The 15,186-nt window shown below is 63.8% G+C and carries 11 protein-coding genes; all 11 read left to right on the top strand.

Annotation, left to right across the window (positions count from 1 at the left end; translation table 11 throughout):
- Positions 1-9 precede the first annotated feature (9 nt).
- Complete coding sequence (locus tag AB1792_11665; GenBank protein ID MEW5702869.1) at positions 10-1,659, top strand: SLBB domain-containing protein; 1,650 nt, start codon at positions 10-12, stop codon at positions 1,657-1,659.
- A 29-nt stretch (positions 1,660-1,688) separates the two neighbouring features.
- Positions 1,689-2,906 carry a GNVR domain-containing protein gene (locus tag AB1792_11660; GenBank protein ID MEW5702868.1) on the top strand — a complete coding sequence of 406 codons (1,218 nt, stop codon included), beginning with the start codon at positions 1,689-1,691 and terminating at the stop codon, positions 2,904-2,906.
- Positions 2,903-3,949 (top strand): Gfo/Idh/MocA family oxidoreductase, encoded by a 1,047-nt coding sequence (locus AB1792_11655; GenBank protein MEW5702867.1) that lies wholly within the window; start codon positions 2,903-2,905, stop codon positions 3,947-3,949. Before AB1792_11660 ends, AB1792_11655 begins: the two co-directional genes overlap by 4 nt.
- Positions 3,950-3,966: 17 nt before the next feature.
- A complete protein-coding gene (locus tag AB1792_11650) occupies positions 3,967-4,737 on the top strand; it encodes an acyltransferase (protein ID MEW5702866.1) in 771 nt (256 codons plus the stop codon).
- Positions 4,738-4,816: 79 nt separating this feature from the next.
- Entirely contained in the window at positions 4,817-5,920 is a 1,104-nt protein-coding gene (locus AB1792_11645) for a DegT/DnrJ/EryC1/StrS family aminotransferase (protein MEW5702865.1), read from the top strand.
- Between the two features lie 22 nt (positions 5,921-5,942).
- Positions 5,943-7,076, top strand: coding sequence for a UDP-N-acetyl glucosamine 2-epimerase (locus AB1792_11640; protein MEW5702864.1), 1,134 nt, complete (start codon positions 5,943-5,945; stop codon positions 7,074-7,076).
- 51 nt (positions 7,077-7,127) lie between these two features.
- Entirely contained in the window at positions 7,128-8,672 is a 1,545-nt protein-coding gene (locus tag AB1792_11635) for a lipid II flippase MurJ (GenBank protein MEW5702863.1), read from the top strand.
- Positions 8,673-8,717: 45 nt separating this feature from the next.
- On the top strand, positions 8,718-9,899 hold the full coding sequence (locus AB1792_11630) for a glycosyltransferase (protein ID MEW5702862.1): 1,182 nt from the start codon (positions 8,718-8,720) through the stop codon (positions 9,897-9,899).
- Positions 9,900-9,911: 12 nt separating this feature from the next.
- A complete protein-coding gene (locus AB1792_11625; GenBank protein MEW5702861.1) occupies positions 9,912-10,985 on the top strand; it encodes a glycosyltransferase family 4 protein in 1,074 nt (357 codons plus the stop codon).
- Positions 10,986-11,290: 305 nt separating this feature from the next.
- A complete protein-coding gene (locus AB1792_11620) occupies positions 11,291-13,630 on the top strand; it encodes a nucleoside-diphosphate sugar epimerase/dehydratase (protein MEW5702860.1) in 2,340 nt (779 codons plus the stop codon).
- A gap of 209 nt (positions 13,631-13,839) precedes the next feature.
- Positions 13,840-15,105: a serine--tRNA ligase gene (serS, locus tag AB1792_11615; protein ID MEW5702859.1), complete on the top strand. Its 1,266-nt coding sequence runs from the start codon at positions 13,840-13,842 to the stop codon at positions 15,103-15,105.
- Positions 15,106-15,186: the final 81 nt, after the last annotated feature.

Below are 15,186 nucleotides of genomic sequence, written 5' to 3'. Positions count from 1 at the left end.
ATACGCCGAATGCTCGTTGCCGCTGCCGTTTCTCCGCTGGGCCTTCTGATGGGCCCGATCATCGTCTTGGGCTTGCTGTTCCCCGGCCGGTCGAGCGCCGTCGAGACGCCACCCAAGCAGGAGAAGACGGTCACGGTCCCCGTCCCCTTCGCTGTCCCTGTGGGAAAACCGGCCGAAGAGCCGGGGCCGACGATCGCACCTGAGATGCCGGCGTACTTGGACCAGGTCGTTGATCCGGCGGAATACACAGTCGGCCCCGGAGACAAGCTCCTCATTAATGTTTGGAGTGAACGTCCGGATCAGTTCGCCGTGGCGATTACGCCCGAAGCGACGGTGATCGTTCCCAACGTCGGCGAAATCGGTGTAAAAGGGATGACGTTGAAGGGCGTCAAAGAGGCGGTCATCGCGCAACTGCAGGCCTTCTTCCCGCGCGCCGACATTTCCGTGACGCTGACCGAGGTGCGCCGCTTTCGCGTCACCGTCACTGGCGCGGTGAAACGGCCGGGGCTTCACATTGTGACCGCCAACACGCGCGCGTCCGAAGTCTTGGAGACAGCGGGATTGCGGGACGATGGTTCGTGGCGGGAGATTCGTCTCCAACGGCGCGACACGACGATCATCGTCGACTTGGGTGCTTTCGAACGGCTTGGGTTGCGCGAGGCCAACCCCTATCTGGCGGAGGGGGACGTCTTGGTGGCCTCCCCCCGGGATCCCCGTTGGGGGACGGTGGAGATCTTCGGATCGGTCAACAAGCCGGACCGCTTCAACTATTCGCCCGGTGATTTGGTGGGGGATCTCATCGAGCTGGGGTATGGGCTGTCCGCAGATGCGGACACGACGCATTTGGAATTGTGGCGTTTTGCTCCCGGCAGCAACGAGGCGCACCGCGTGGAATGGCCGGCCGGAACGACCTATAGCCAGTGGCGACAATTCATGCTGTTGCCGGATGACCGACTCATCGTTCGGGCTGTTGAGTCGTTTCGGCCCAAGAGGTCCGTACTGGTCAGCGGCGAAGTGGCCCGTCCGGGACGATACATCTTCCCAGGCGAGACCGTGTCGCTGCGGACGGTGATCGACTCGGCGGGGGGGTTTCTGCCGACGGCGGATCTCAGCCACGCCCTCATCCTGCGCTCAGCCGTTCCGGCCTGGTCGGTGGAACAGCGTGCGCGTCTGGCCAAGGTTCCCGAGGAATTGCGGGAGCGCTCCGAAAGCGACTGGATGATGGCAGACGCCCTATCGGTCCAGGGACGCGTCGCGACCGATTTCGTCCGGCTGTTCACGCTGGGCGATGAGTCGTATAACGTACCGCTGATCGAGGGGGACGAGGTCATCGTTCCCCGGACGACGGAGAGCGTCAACATCCTCGGACGTGTCGTCCAGCCGGGTTTCGTTCCACACGAGCCGGGAGCGGGTTTGAAGCACTACTTGGATCGAGCGGGTGGCTACGCCTGGCAGGCCGATCGCCGGGGCACCTTCCTGGTCAGGGGCGCGACCGGTGCCGCCGTCAAGCGGGGGCGGATCACCAAGATCGACGCCGGGGACACCATCGTCGTGCCGACGAAGCGAGGTCACAACTGGTGGTCGGCATTTCGTGAGACAATGACCGTCGTTTCGAGTCTGGCCACCGTCTACCTCGTCGTTGATCAGGCCACCAAATGACTATGTCCTTCGAGAATCGCCAGGCGTCAATGGGCCGGTCTGGTGCGGCTGCCAACGGTGGCATTCTGCCGCTGGTGACGGCGCTGTTGCAGTACCGCCGGCCGCTGTGGTCCTACCCGATGGCAATCGCCGTCGTGGTCACCGGTCTCTCGTTCCTTTTTCCCAATATGTATCGCTCGCATGTGACCGTCCTGCCGCCGGAGCGCGACTTTCAGAGCATGGGGCAGTCCTCGTCGGAGCTGAAGGCCTATTTCTCTTCCGGTCTGGCACTGCCGATGATGGCAACGCCCTCGGACATTCTGGCGGCGGTTCTCATGTCGGAGACGGCGCGCGATTCCCTGGCCCAGCGTCTGTCGCTGGAGCGGCGCTGGCAGGCGTCCCGTGCCGGGGTGCGGACCATGTTGGGCGGGTGCACCGGCGTGAAGGTCACGCCGGTGGGGATCATTGAAGTCTGGGCCGAGGACAGAAACCCCTGGTTCGCCGACACGTTGGTGAACACGCTGGTTGCCGTGGCGGACCGGATCAACCAAGCGATCGTCAACACCAAGGCCGGCCGGACGCGGCAATTCGTGGAGCAACGACTGGACGAGACGCGGGTGGCCCTGGACGGCGCGACCACGGCGCTGCAACAGTTCCAGAATCAGCACCGTACCGTGGCGCTCGACGTGGAGATTCAGGCGATCGTAGAGAGCGCCGCCAAGCTGCGGGCCCAGATGACGGCCGATCAGATTGAATTGTCCGTCTTGCAGCGCACGCTGTCCCCCGAGCACCCGCAAATCCGTGCGTTGGAAACGCGCATCCGCCAGACGGTACAGAAGCTGACGGAGTTCGAGTCGCCGGTCGTATCGGACAGCGCACCGGAATTCCTGGGGGCCGGCTTGACGGAGCTGCCGCGCCTGACGCAGGAGTTGGCGGCACGTCTGCGTGACGTCAAGGTGGCGGAAGCACTCTACGAGCTCTTGATTGAGCAATTCGAGCATGCGCGCATCCAGGAGCGGCGCGATACGCCGACCTTCTCCGTGCTGGATCGGGCGGTCGGCGGCGGATCCAAGGTCCGTCCCCGGCGTGTGATTCTGGCTCTGAGTTCACTCGTCGTCGGGTTCGTTCTGACGACGGCGATGGTGTTGGCGCGTGTCCGTCTTGAGCATCTCGCGGCGACCGATCCGGCGCGGCATGAGGCGCTCCTGAACTTGTGGCGGACGGTGCTTCCCCACCGAGGACTCGGTAAACGAAAGGTGGCGACATGAGCCGGGATCGTGGCTCTCCCCGGGGGTTGCGTCTGGGGGTGATCGGTCTGGGTGCGTGGGGGAAGAACCTGTTGCGTGAGTTTTCCCGGACGCCGGGAGCCACCGTGACGATCGCCTGTGATGCGGAAGCCTCCGCCCGCGACCGGGCTCAGGCCCAGAACCCACAGATAGCTGTGACGGCGCGCGTCGAAGATGTGTACACGAGCGACGTCGATGCTGTCGTGGTCTCAACGCCGCCGATTTCGCACTACGAGCTGGCGTCTGCAGCATTGGCGGCCGGCAAGGACGTCTTTGTCGAGAAACCACTCGTTATGGACGTTGCCTCCGGAGAGCGTCTCGTCGATCAGGCCGAGCGCGGCGGCCGCATTCTGATGGTCGGGCACATCATGGAGTACCACCCCGCCATCGAGTGGCTCAAGCGCTACATCGCCGATGGCGGTCTGGGCGCCATCCACTACCTCTATTCCACCCGCGTCAATCTGGGGCAGTTGCGCGACAACGAGAACGCCATGTGGTCGCTGGCGCCGCACGACATCTCCATGATTGCCTACCTGTTGGATGATCAGCCGCGGCGCACGACCGCCGTGGGACACGCCTATCTCCGTCCGGGGATCGAGGACGTTGTCTTCATGACACTGGAGTTTTCGGCCAACCGCATGGCGCACGTCCACGCCAGCTGGCTGGATCCCCACAAAGTCCGCTCCCTGACGATCGTTGGGCAGAAGCGAATGGCCGTGTTCTCCGACACCGAGGCGACCGAGAAGATCCGGGTCTTCGACAAGGGAGTGGATGTTTCGCGCAACTATGAGACGTATGCGGAGTATCTGACGCTGCGCACCGGCGATGTCCATATTCCGGTGGTGGACAATTCACAACCGCTGGCGGTCGAGTGTAGACACTTCGTCGACTGCGTGCGTGACCGAACGCGGCCCCGTTCCGACGGACATGATGGCCTGCGCGTACTAAAAGTTCTCGCGGCGGCGCAGAAATCGCTGGAAGCCGGCGGCATTCCCGTGGAGATTCCGGCGTTGACCGGACCATAGATGGGAGACCACAAATCATGAGTATCATCATTGATTCGACCGCGCGGCTGGCCGAGAACATTCGCTGGGGCGAGTTCTGCGTGGTGGGTGCCGACGTGGACGTCGGGCCGGACTGCGAGATCGGGCATCACGTGATTTTGGCCGCCGGGACGAAGATCGGCGCCGGTGTACGCATAGACGACGGTGCGGTGATCGGCAAGCGCCCGATGCGTGCCGCGAACACGGCCGTGACCAAAGAACAGGAACTCCCGCCCTCGGTCGTCGGTGATGGCGCGATCATCGGCACGCATGTGGTCATCTATCGCGGCGCCACCCTCGGCCAACGCGTGCTGGTCGCCGATCTGGCCACCGTGCGCGAAAACGTCGTCATCGGCGACTTCACCATCGTCGGACGCGGCGTCGCGATTGAGAACTTCTGCACGATCGGGCGATACTGTAAGCTGGAGACGAACGTCTACATCACGGCGTATTCGAAGGTCGGGGATCGCGTCTTTGTGGCGCCCGGTGTGTTGACGTCGAACGACAATTTCATCGGACGTACCGAGGAGCGCTTCAAGCACTTCAAGGGTGTCACGGTGGAACGCGGCGGACGGATCGGGGTCGGGGCGGTCATCCTCCCCGGGAAGACAGTCGGTGCCGATGCTCTGGTCGCGGCGGGGGCGGTGCTGACCAGCGACGCCCCCACCCGCAAGATTGTCGCCGGTGTGCCGGCCAAGACATTCCGCGGCGTCCCGCCCGAGCAACTCCTGGACGCTCAGAACTGGCCGGATGTGAAGGGGAAGGCGTGAACGTAGTGTGGGTGCTTGGCTCGTGGCGAGCGGAGCCGAGCCACACCCACCGTACAAGTCAGTATCCTCGGAGACAACAATGCCGGTACCAATCATCGATCTGACACGACAGTATCAGTCGATCAAAAACGAGATCGACGAGGCGATTGCGCGGGTGTTTCACCACGGGGGCTTCATTCTCGGGGCGGAGGTGAAGAACTTCGAGGCGGCGGTGGCCGAAAAGTGTGGCGCGCAGGAGGCCGTCGGGGTCGCCTCCGGATCGGATGCCCTCCTGCTGGCGTTGCATGCCTTGGGCGTGGGACCGGGTGACGAGGTGATCGTCCCGACCTTCACGTTCTTCGCCACCGCGAGCGCGGTCAGTCGTCTCGGCGCCCGCCCCGTCTTCTGTGACATCAGTCCCGCCGACTACAATCTGGACATTGAGAAAGCGGCGCGACTCATCACGCCGCGCACGAAGGCCATTCAGATCGTGCACCTGTATGGTCAGATGCCGGACATGGGGGCGCTACGGGCTCTGACGTGGGACCGTGGATTGTACCTGGTGGAAGACGCCGCGCAGGCGATCGGCGCCGCCTTCGCCGGGAACAAGGCAGGGGCATGCGGTGACGTCGGTTGTTTTTCGTTCTTCCCGACCAAGAACCTCGGCGCGGCCGGTGACGGTGGGATGGTTGTGACCGATGATCCCGCCATTGCCGAGCGCGTGCGTCTGTTGCGCGGCCATGGCGCACAGCCGAAATACTATCACCGGATAGTCGGCTATAATTCCCGCCTGGATGCGCTGCAAGCGGCGATCCTGCGCGCCAAATTGCCGCACCTGGATGGATGGACGGAACGGCGGCGCGCCCATGCCGATGTGTATGATCGCGAACTGGCCGGAGTCGGCGATCTGGTTCTGCCGGCGCGGACGCCGGAGGCCTACCACATCTTCCACCAATACACCGTGGCTACATCGCGGCGCGATGCGCTCCGGGCGCACCTGCAGGAGGCCAAGATCGGCACCGAGATCTACTACCCCTTGGCCCTGCACCTTCAGACCTGCTTTGCGGAGTTCGGCGGACGACCGGGAGACTGTCCTGTCGCGGAGCGGGCGACACAGACGTCCCTGTCTCTTCCCATCTTCCCGGAGATGACCGAGAGCGAACAGGCGGAGACAATCGACGTCATCAAGCGCTTCTTTGAGTAGGCACGCATCCGGCCCCAAGACGATGCCGCGGCATCTGACCCAGTCGGTCGCACGCCGGGTCCGCCGGTCGCGTCCGGTCGTGGTGACGGTCTTCGGCACGCGGCCACAGTTCATCAAGCTCTCGGTCCTTTGGGAAGCACTGGAGTCGCGCTTTCGCTCGATTCTGATCGATTCCGGACAACACTACGATTTTGCCCTGTCCGGTTCGTTTCACAGCGAGACCGGTCTGCGTCGCCCAGACATTCACCTCGGGTTGGGCTCGGCTGCCGCGGCCGGGCAAATCGGACGTCTGGCGCAACGGTTGGATCGGTTGTTCCCACGCCTGGCTCCTGACGCGGTGATCGTGGTCGGGGATACGAGCACGACCGCCGGGGCCGCGTTGGCAGCGGCCTATCGCAACATTCCGCTGGCTCATGTCGAGGCGGGGCTGCGCAGCTTCGATCTTTCCACACCGGAGGAGAAGAACCGCGTCTTGGCCGATCATCTGGCGACGTGGCGCTTCTGTCCCAGCCGCGCCGCCATCGCCAACCTGAGCCGCGAGGGAATCGACCGCGGGGTCTACGGCGTCGGGGACTTGATGTATGAAAATTGGCGGAAGTGGCAGTTTGACATCCCCTCTTTGGGAGAAATCGGTCAATGGGGATTGAAGCCACGCGAGTGCTACTTTCTCACCTGCCATCGGGCACAGAACGTCGATGAACCGGACCGCTTGCGTCGCCTCGTTCGCATCCTGTACGGATTGGATCGGGATACCGTGTTCGCGGTTCATCCCCGCGCCCGCAAGAACCTGCAGCGACTCGGTCTCTGGGCGAAGCTGGCGCGTTGTCGCCACCTGCGTCTGGCTCCGCCGTTGCCCCATCGTGCGGCGCTGGCGCTGATTGCGAATTCCCGTGCCGTGCTCACCGACTCCGGCGGGATTCAGCGTGAGGCATACTGGGCACGGACCCCGTGTCTTGTCCTGCGTGCCAGCACCGAATGGAATGAGTTGGTCGAATGTGGGGCCGGTGTCCTGACCGATCTTGACCTCGATCGTGTGCAGCGGGCGCTGGCCCGACGCCGGCGGATTCGGCCGCTGGATGATCGATGCTTCGGTTACAGGCGGCCGTCATCGCGGATTGCCAGGTGTCTTGAATCCGCGTTGGATTCGCAGGCGTAAGATCACGCGAACGAACGTCGGCGCCGCCAGCCTCAGGGGTCAGACTTCAAGATGAACGGATCCTCACTGCAAAGGGCCGGCGCGGCCGTTCTGCTGGTCAGCGCGCTGGTCAAGGCCGTGGGGTACGCGCGTGAAGCCGTGGTCGCGGCTGTCTTTGGGACGACGGCGGCCATCGATCTGTATCTGGCGGCCGTCGCACTTCCGGCGGCCATCTGCACGGTCGTCTACTATTCCCTTCCCAATGCCTTCGTTCCCCTGTTTGCCGGTGACAGGACGACAACTCAACGAGCGCGTCGTGCCGCATGGGGGGTGGCAGGGCTGATGCTGGCATTGTCCACTGCCATGTGGCTGCTGGCGCGGCCGATCACCGACACCCTGGCGAGCGGATTCTCTCCGGAAGCGCGCACCGAATCGGCCGGGCTGCTGAGGATTGGCGCGTGGGCCGTTGTCCTGGCGTCGGCAGAGGCCTTGGGGCGCGCCCATTTGTTGGCCCGCCGGTGCTTCGTCCGTCCCGGTCTGGCGTTCGTGTGGCAGAGTGTCGCGGTGATTGTCGCGGCCATCGTTTGGCCCGGACTGGGCGCCCGTTCTCTGATGTGGGGCTATGTCGTCGGCTCAGGTCTGGCGGCCGCGTGGAATTTCGTTCTGATCCCGCACGAAGAGCCCCGTGGCACGACATCGCCGCTGCCGGACGATTCAGGGATGGTCCGCCCGATCGGGCGCTGGGTTGCAACCGTTCTGATCATTGACGCCTTCGCGCAGTTCTTCAGTCTGATCGACCGCCATTTGGGCTCGTATCTTCCCGCCGGATCGATCGCCGCGCTGCAGTACGGCGGCCAGATCGCCTTCATCCCCTCGTCCATCCTCGGCATGGGATTGTCGACGGCCATCTTCCCGTTCCTCAGCCGTGCCGTGGCCGAGGGTGACCGGGTGCAGATCGACACGATCATCGACCGCGCCGTCCGCTGGATGATCCTCGGCGCGGTGCCGCTGGTGGTCTGGATGGTCGCGTTTCGCGCCGAGGTCGTCATACTGCTCTTTGAGCGCGGGGCCTTCGATGCCCATTCGCGGCAGATGACGTCAGTCGTGCTGACGGCGTTGGCGGTCGGCCTGTTGCCCACAGTCCTGACGATGTTGCTGTCGCGCGTGTTCTATTCCTCGCGATGTTGGCGTCCCTTGTTCTATGGGTCCCTCATCGGCGTCATGGTCAAGGCCGCCTGCGGATGGTGGTGGGTCGCGCGCTACGGCGTGGCGGGGCTGGCAGCGTCGACGTCCGTGGCCTATGGGGCGTGGCTGATTCCGATTCTCTGGTCGCTGCGTGAACATGTGCCGACCGGTCGGTTGGTCGCGTGGTCTTTCTACGCGGCACGTGTCCTGTTCTTGACCGCCATTCCCGCTGTCATCACTGTCTGGCTGGCCGGTGTGTTTCTGCCGGAGAGGATGTCGCCCACGCTGTTGGCTGTCGTCAAGCTGGGGGCGGCCTCGGTTCTGGGCGCGATGACCATCCTGATTCTGGGACCCCATTGGGGGATCGCGGAGTCGGCCACGGTCCGGTCATGGCTGGCCGGGCTGTTCCGGCATGCACGTGGGGGCCGTTGATTCAGCGCATCCGGTCGGACGGTGTTATCTGGGCGATCCGTCGTGATGAGTGATTCCCGAATCAAGACCGTCATTCTCGTGCACGTGTCGCGGCGCTGGGCGACGTTCCATCGTCGTCACATGCTGTTGGCACTCGCCGCAGCGCTGCCGGAGTCGGCGGCGTTGATTTGCATCGATCGTCCCATCACTCCAGATGTCACGCTCTGGAAGTACCCGCGCCGTTTCTGGGCCTCGCGCTGGGGACTGCGCGAGGAGCGTGATGGTGAGCATGTCAGAGTTCTGACATGGCGGCTGGCCGCACACGACATCACGGTCCACCGGATTCCCCCGCTGAAGCCCCTGAACCTGTGGCTGGCACGGCGGCAACTGCAGCGCTACCTGCGTGAACGCTTCCCCGAGGCCGAGAGGGTGATTCAGTGGATCTATCACCCGGTACAGCAGTGGCTCTTTGATGCTCTGCCGCGAGCGGGAAAGGTCTACGAATGCTACGACGAGTACGCGCGGACGGTCGAAGGGGAGTGGGTGGCGTCGCGGTGGAGTCGGGAGCTGCCGGTGCTGCGCCGTGCCGATCTGACATTCGTCACCACGGAACACCTGATGCAGAGCCGTCGTGCCCTTGCGCAACGGGCTGCGCTTCTGCCGAACGGCGTGCCGGACTTCTTCTTCGATGCACCGAACGAAGTCCCGGATGCCATCGACCACATTCCCCACCCTCGCGTCGGTTTCGTGGGGAATATCCGTTCTCCTGTCGACTTCAATCTGCTGGAGTCCGTCTTCCGCGAACGCTTGGATTGGCACCTGATATTCGTCGGGCCGATTCAGCGATCCGTCCACATCGAGGGGCTGCGTGGCCTCGCCAATGTTCATTTTCTGGGACCCCGACGGTTTGAAGACCTGCCGGGAATCCTCCGCCGGCTGGATGTTGGCTTGATCACCTACCGGGTCACCGAATACATCAGAGTGACCCAGCCGCTGAAACTCGCGGAGTATCTGGCCGTCGGCTTGCCCACGGTATCCGTCGATCTGCCGGAACTTCGGAGCATGGGAGATCTGATCTGGTTGACGCCCAGTCAACCGACGGCGTTTCGGGACGCGATTGCATCGGCGCTTGCCGTCGATCGGGACCGGTACGCCGGGCGCGCGGTCGCGGCGGCGCGGGAACTCACTTGGTCGGTGATCATACGCCGCCATGTGCTGCCGGAGCTGAGACAAGTCTTCCAGATCTGAAGAGAACCGACCATGTACTCTTTCAACCGGGACTGGAAATCCTTGGAGACGGCAACCCGTCCAAGACCGTGCCTGCTGTTGGTCTGTCCACGTATAGTCGCGACATTCGTGCGTCAGGATGCCGCACTGCTGAGTGAGGATTTCGATGTGACGATGTTCCCCTATATGGGCTGGCCATCGCTTGTGGCGCTCTGGCGCGCCGTTCGCCGGGCGGAGCTGGTACTCATCTGGTTTGCCGGGCGACATGCTGTACCGGCGGTGGCGATGGCACGACGCCGTCGATTGCCGAGCGTGACCGTGATCGGTGGTTATGAGGCCGCGTGGGTTTCGGAAGTCCGCTACGGTATCCCGCCGGGTTCACTTCGGGAGCGCATCCTGCGACGGCTCCTACGGGCCTCCGATCTGATTCTGACCGTGTCCGAGTTCAGTGATCGCGCGACCAAAGATCGGTTCCCGGAGGTGTCGGGGAGGATGCGATGTATCAAGCACGCGATCGATGTGGCGCGCTTCCGGACGGATCCTGCAAACACGCGAGACAGGGTGATCTGTGTGGGCAGCTTGAGTCGGTCGACGATCCGGGTCAAGGGGTGGCCGCTGTTCTGGGAGGTCGCCGCCCGGATGCCGCATGTCCAGTTTGTAGCGATCGGTCCGGCCCGAGATCGGGTCGGAAGGGAGTTCGTGGCGTCCCGTCCTGACAACCTCGATTGGCGTGGTGAGCTCACCGGCGACGATCTCCTTCGTGAGTTCCAGTCAGCCGCCGTGTACTTCCAAGGTTCGCGTCATGAGAGCTTCTGCGTCGCCTTGGCCGAGGCGATGGCTTGCGGCTGTGTCCCCGCCGTATCCCGATGTGGGGCGCTTCCCGAGGTCGCCGGGAAGGAGGCCTTCTTCTTTGATCCGACGTCGCCGGAGGAGGCCGTGCATGCTGTTGGACAGGCGTTGGCGGTCCCAGTAGCGTCGCGTGCGGGTTTTCAACAGCGTGTGATTGACCTGTTCAGTCTGGAACGGCGGCGAAGCGAACTGGTCGAAGCCATGGACGCGCTGCTCCAGCGCACGTCTCAAGCAACGGCACAACATCGCGGAACTTGAGCAGACTACATCGGTTGAATGGGATGGAGGGCGAAGGGATGCCCTCGTGACACCGTCGACCTCGGACACCGTCAGTTGTCCGGGGCCAAGTGGGAACTCCAGATTGAGGACCCCTCCCAATCCCGCGCGCCTCCGGGATTGTTCCTCACAACGATTCTCATCTTCATAGACTGCAATCAGTTGGTGGTGCCGCAGCGGGCTGTGCGGATGTGCGGGTAGGGGCAATAACGCTGGTGACGGACCGATGGAAGGCGTATCATAGCGGTCTCGGGGGGACTGAACCGGTGCAGTTCTTGGTGCGATCAATGAAATCCCTGCTCCAGTGGACGGCGCGATGGCGATGGATGTTGTGGGATCTGGTCGCGCTGCAGGGCGCTTTTGCCATCGTCTTTTGGCTGCGATTTCGTGCCGGCCGGTTTGACGACCCCGTCTTTGCACCGGCCGACTACTTCGGTCCCGCGGGGTGGATCTCGCTGGGTTGGATCGTGCTGTTCGCCGTCTTCGGATTCTACCACAAATCCGGGTTCGCGACGCGGACGGCGGAACTCAGCCGTGTATTCCATGCCGTGACCTTCGGCACATTGCTCTTGGCGGTGGTCACGTTCGATCCCGCGCAACCGTTCACCGGATCGCGCACCGTCCTCGTCGGCTACTGGGCCGCGTTGCTCTTGCTTCTGGGCGGAGGGCGGCTGCTGCCCGCGCTGCACACGGAGACGAACGGCTCCGGTGCCGCTGCCGGTGTGAACCGGCGCCGGTTGGCGATTCTGGCGGCCGATGGCGTCGCCGTTGTGATCTCGTACTATGCCGCCTTCTGGCTGCGATTCGATGGACGGATCCCCGCCGAAGCCGGTGCCGCCTTCTGGAACACGCTGCCTTTGGTCTTTCTGGTGCGCCTGGCCTCGTTCACGTACTTCCGGCTGTACTCCGGCGTTTGGCGGTACGCGTCCGTCAATGATCTGGTGTCGATTCTCAAGGCGGTGACCGTCGGCACGACACTTCTGGTGCTGCCGGTATTCTTCTTCGGTGTCCCGGGTTATCCCCGCTCTGTCTTCCTGATCGATTGGTTCTTGATGGTATCGATCTTGGGGGGATCGCGTTTTGCCCTGAGGGCATTGCGCGAAGCGCGTCCCGGTTTCCTGCGGCATGGGCGGCGCATACTCGTCGTCGGCGCGGGGGACGCGGGAGAGATGCTCCTGCGCGAGTTGGGCCGTGATCCCGGCGGGCCGATGGTGCCGGTGGCGCTCATCGACGAGGACCCCAAAAAACACGGGGCGCGGTTGCATGGCATTCCTGTGGTCGGAGACCTCATCGACCTGCCGGCGGCCGCCAAGCGGCACCGCGTCGCGGAGATCTTGATCGCGATTCCGTCGGCGACTGCCGAGCAGATGCGACGGATCATTGCCGCCTGCGGCGAGACCGGGCTTCCGGTCAAGACTGTCCCCTCGCTGCGGGAGATCATCGACGGCCGCGTGAGCGTGCGGGAGGCGCGAAATGTCCAGGTCGAGGATATCTTGCGCCGCGCGCCAGTGGATGACGACCCGGCTCCGGTGGCGATGTGGCTGTCCGGACGGCGCGTAATGGTCACCGGTGGCGCGGGATCGATCGGCTCGGAACTGGTGCGTCGGATACTGCGTTTTGCCCCTTCGGAGCTGCACATTGTCGACCGCGCAGAGAACGCGCTACATGACCTTTTGGCGGACGTCGCCCATATCCCGACCATCACCCGGGTCGAAGGCATTTTGGCGGACATCACCGACCGGAGCCGCTTCCATGCGCTGTTCGCCGAGCGCGTGCCCGACGTGATCTTCCATCTGGCGGCCTATAAGCAAGTGCCCTTGTCGGAGGACTTCCCTGACGCCGTTGTCGTCAACAACGTCGGGGGCTCACGTTATCTGATGGATTGGGCGCTGGAGCGTGGCGTGGAGACATTCATCAACATCTCCACCGACAAGGCCGTGCGGCCGTCCAGCGTCCTGGGAGCGACAAAGTGGATCGCGGAGGTTCTGGCCTTGCGACGGGCCGCCGAGGCGCAGACGCGCTTTGTCTCGGTGCGATTCGGCAACGTGCTCGGCTCCGTGGGTTCGGTGGTGCCGCTCTTTGAACGGCAGATTCACGCGGGCGTCCCCGTGACCGTCACCGATCGCAATGTCACCCGCTATTTCATGACGGCAGGGGAAGCGGCGCTGCTCGTCCTCCATGCCGCCGTGATCGGGGAAAACGGACAACTGCTGGTCCTGGACATGGGTGAGCCGGTGCATGTCTATGATCTGGCTCGTGACCTGATCCTTCTGTCGGGGTTACGGCCCAACGTGGACATTCCCATCCGGATCGTCGGCCTGCGGCCTGGGGAAAAGATGTCTGAGGAGCTCTTTGAACCCGACGTTGTCCCCCGACGCTCGCGACATGAGAAGATCTGGATCATCGACGCGGTTGACGATGCGGCGCCCGATTTCGAGTCGCGCGTGACCGAGTTGCTGGCGGTGGCGCGCACCGGGGATCGAGCCCGCACGCTGGAGCTGCTGCCGCAGGTGGTCCCGGGTTATGTGCCGCACGGTGGTTTGAAACGCCGGGCGACGCCGCGCATGCCGCAGGCGGATCTGGCCGAGGTCGGCGTGTTCCGTGAACCGGGGCCGGGTGGGGTCTGAGACGACGAGCGGCGCGACGCCATCCGTGGTGATCCAATGTTGACGATCTGACCTCGGGAGGGCGAGGCTCCTGTCTACCCTGAGCGAAGCGTGAGGGCCGAGCCGACTCTTCGATCATAGGCAGACACGGCTCGGTTGCAGCTTCGCCGTCCCAAGGCACGGCATCTGGCTGTTACGTGATAGGCCGATAGAGGTGGGGCCGAACGACGATGCTTGACCTGCGTTTCATCCGCGAAAACGCCGAGGTTGTGCGGAAGGGGATTCGCGACAAGAATTCCCCCGACTGCCTCGATCAACTCCTGGAATTGGACGGTCGCCGTCGGCAGATTATCGCCGAGGTGGAATCGCTCAAGCATGAGCGCAATGTGGCCTCCGAGCAGATCGCCGCGGCGAAGAAGGCCGGCCAGGATGCCGCGGAGGCGATTGCCGCCATGCGGGCGGTTTCTGAGCGCACACAAGCACTCGACACCACGCTCCGGGAAGTCGAAGCGCAAATCCTCTACTGGCAATTGCGCATTCCCAATATCCCCGCGCCGGAAGTCCCGGTGGGCGATGAATCGGCCAACCGCGAGGTGCGCGCGTGGGGTCAACGCCCTGCGTTCGACTTCCAGCCCGCGCCGCATTGGGAGTTGGGGGAGAAGTTGGGGATCTATGACGGCGCCGCCGGGACCAATGTCTCGGGCTCCGGGTTCTTTGTATTGCGTGGCGCCGGGGCGCGGATGCAACGCGCCCTGATCAACTTCATGCTCGACTGGCACACCGAGCGCGGATATGTCGAGCATCGACTCCCCTATCTGGTCACCGCCAAGACGATGCAGGGGACCGGCCAGTTGCCGAAGCTGGCCGAGGACATGTACCGCATCGAATCCGACGATCTCTATCTGATCCCCACCGCTGAGGTACCATTGACCAACCTCGAGGCGGGGACGATGCTCAAGGCGGGCTCGCTGCCGCAACGGATGGTGGCCTACACGCCCTGCTTCCGTCGTGAAGCGGGCGCGGCCGGGAAGGACACGCGCGGCATGATTCGCGTGCACCAGTTCGACAAGGTTGAGCTGGTGAAGATTGTCGAGCCGGAGACATCGGGCGATGAGCACGAGTCGATGACTGCCGATGCCGAGGCGATCCTGCAGGCGCTGGGGCTGCCGTATCGGGTGCGGATTCTGGCCACCGGCGATCTGTCATTTGCCGCCGCGAAGTGCTACGATCTGGAGGCCTACGCCGCCGGGATCGATACCTGGCTGGAGGTGTCCTCGTGCTCGAACTTCACCGATTTCCAGGCCCGGCGTATGGACCTGCGGGTCCGCTCCGCCTCCGGAGGCAAGCCATACTTCCCGCACACGCTCAATGGCTCGGCGTTGGCGTTGCCGCGCACCATGATCGCGATCTGGGAAAACTACCAGACCGCCAAGGGGACGATCCGTGTGCCGGAGGCGCTGGTTCCCTACATGGGCGGGATGACGGAAATCGCGTAAGTGATACTTGCGATTCTGATTCGGTGGGTGCGGAGCACCCACCACAATTGAATTGCCTCTTTGATCTTTGCCGCGCTTCGT

This window comes from Candidatus Zixiibacteriota bacterium (genome assembly GCA_040752595.1).
In the GTDB taxonomy this organism is placed as follows: Bacteria; Zixibacteria; MSB-5A5; order WJJR01; family WJJR01; genus JACQFV01.
The sequence above is the reverse complement of the archived record's forward strand: the minus strand, read 5'-3'. Positions and strand labels throughout refer to the sequence as shown.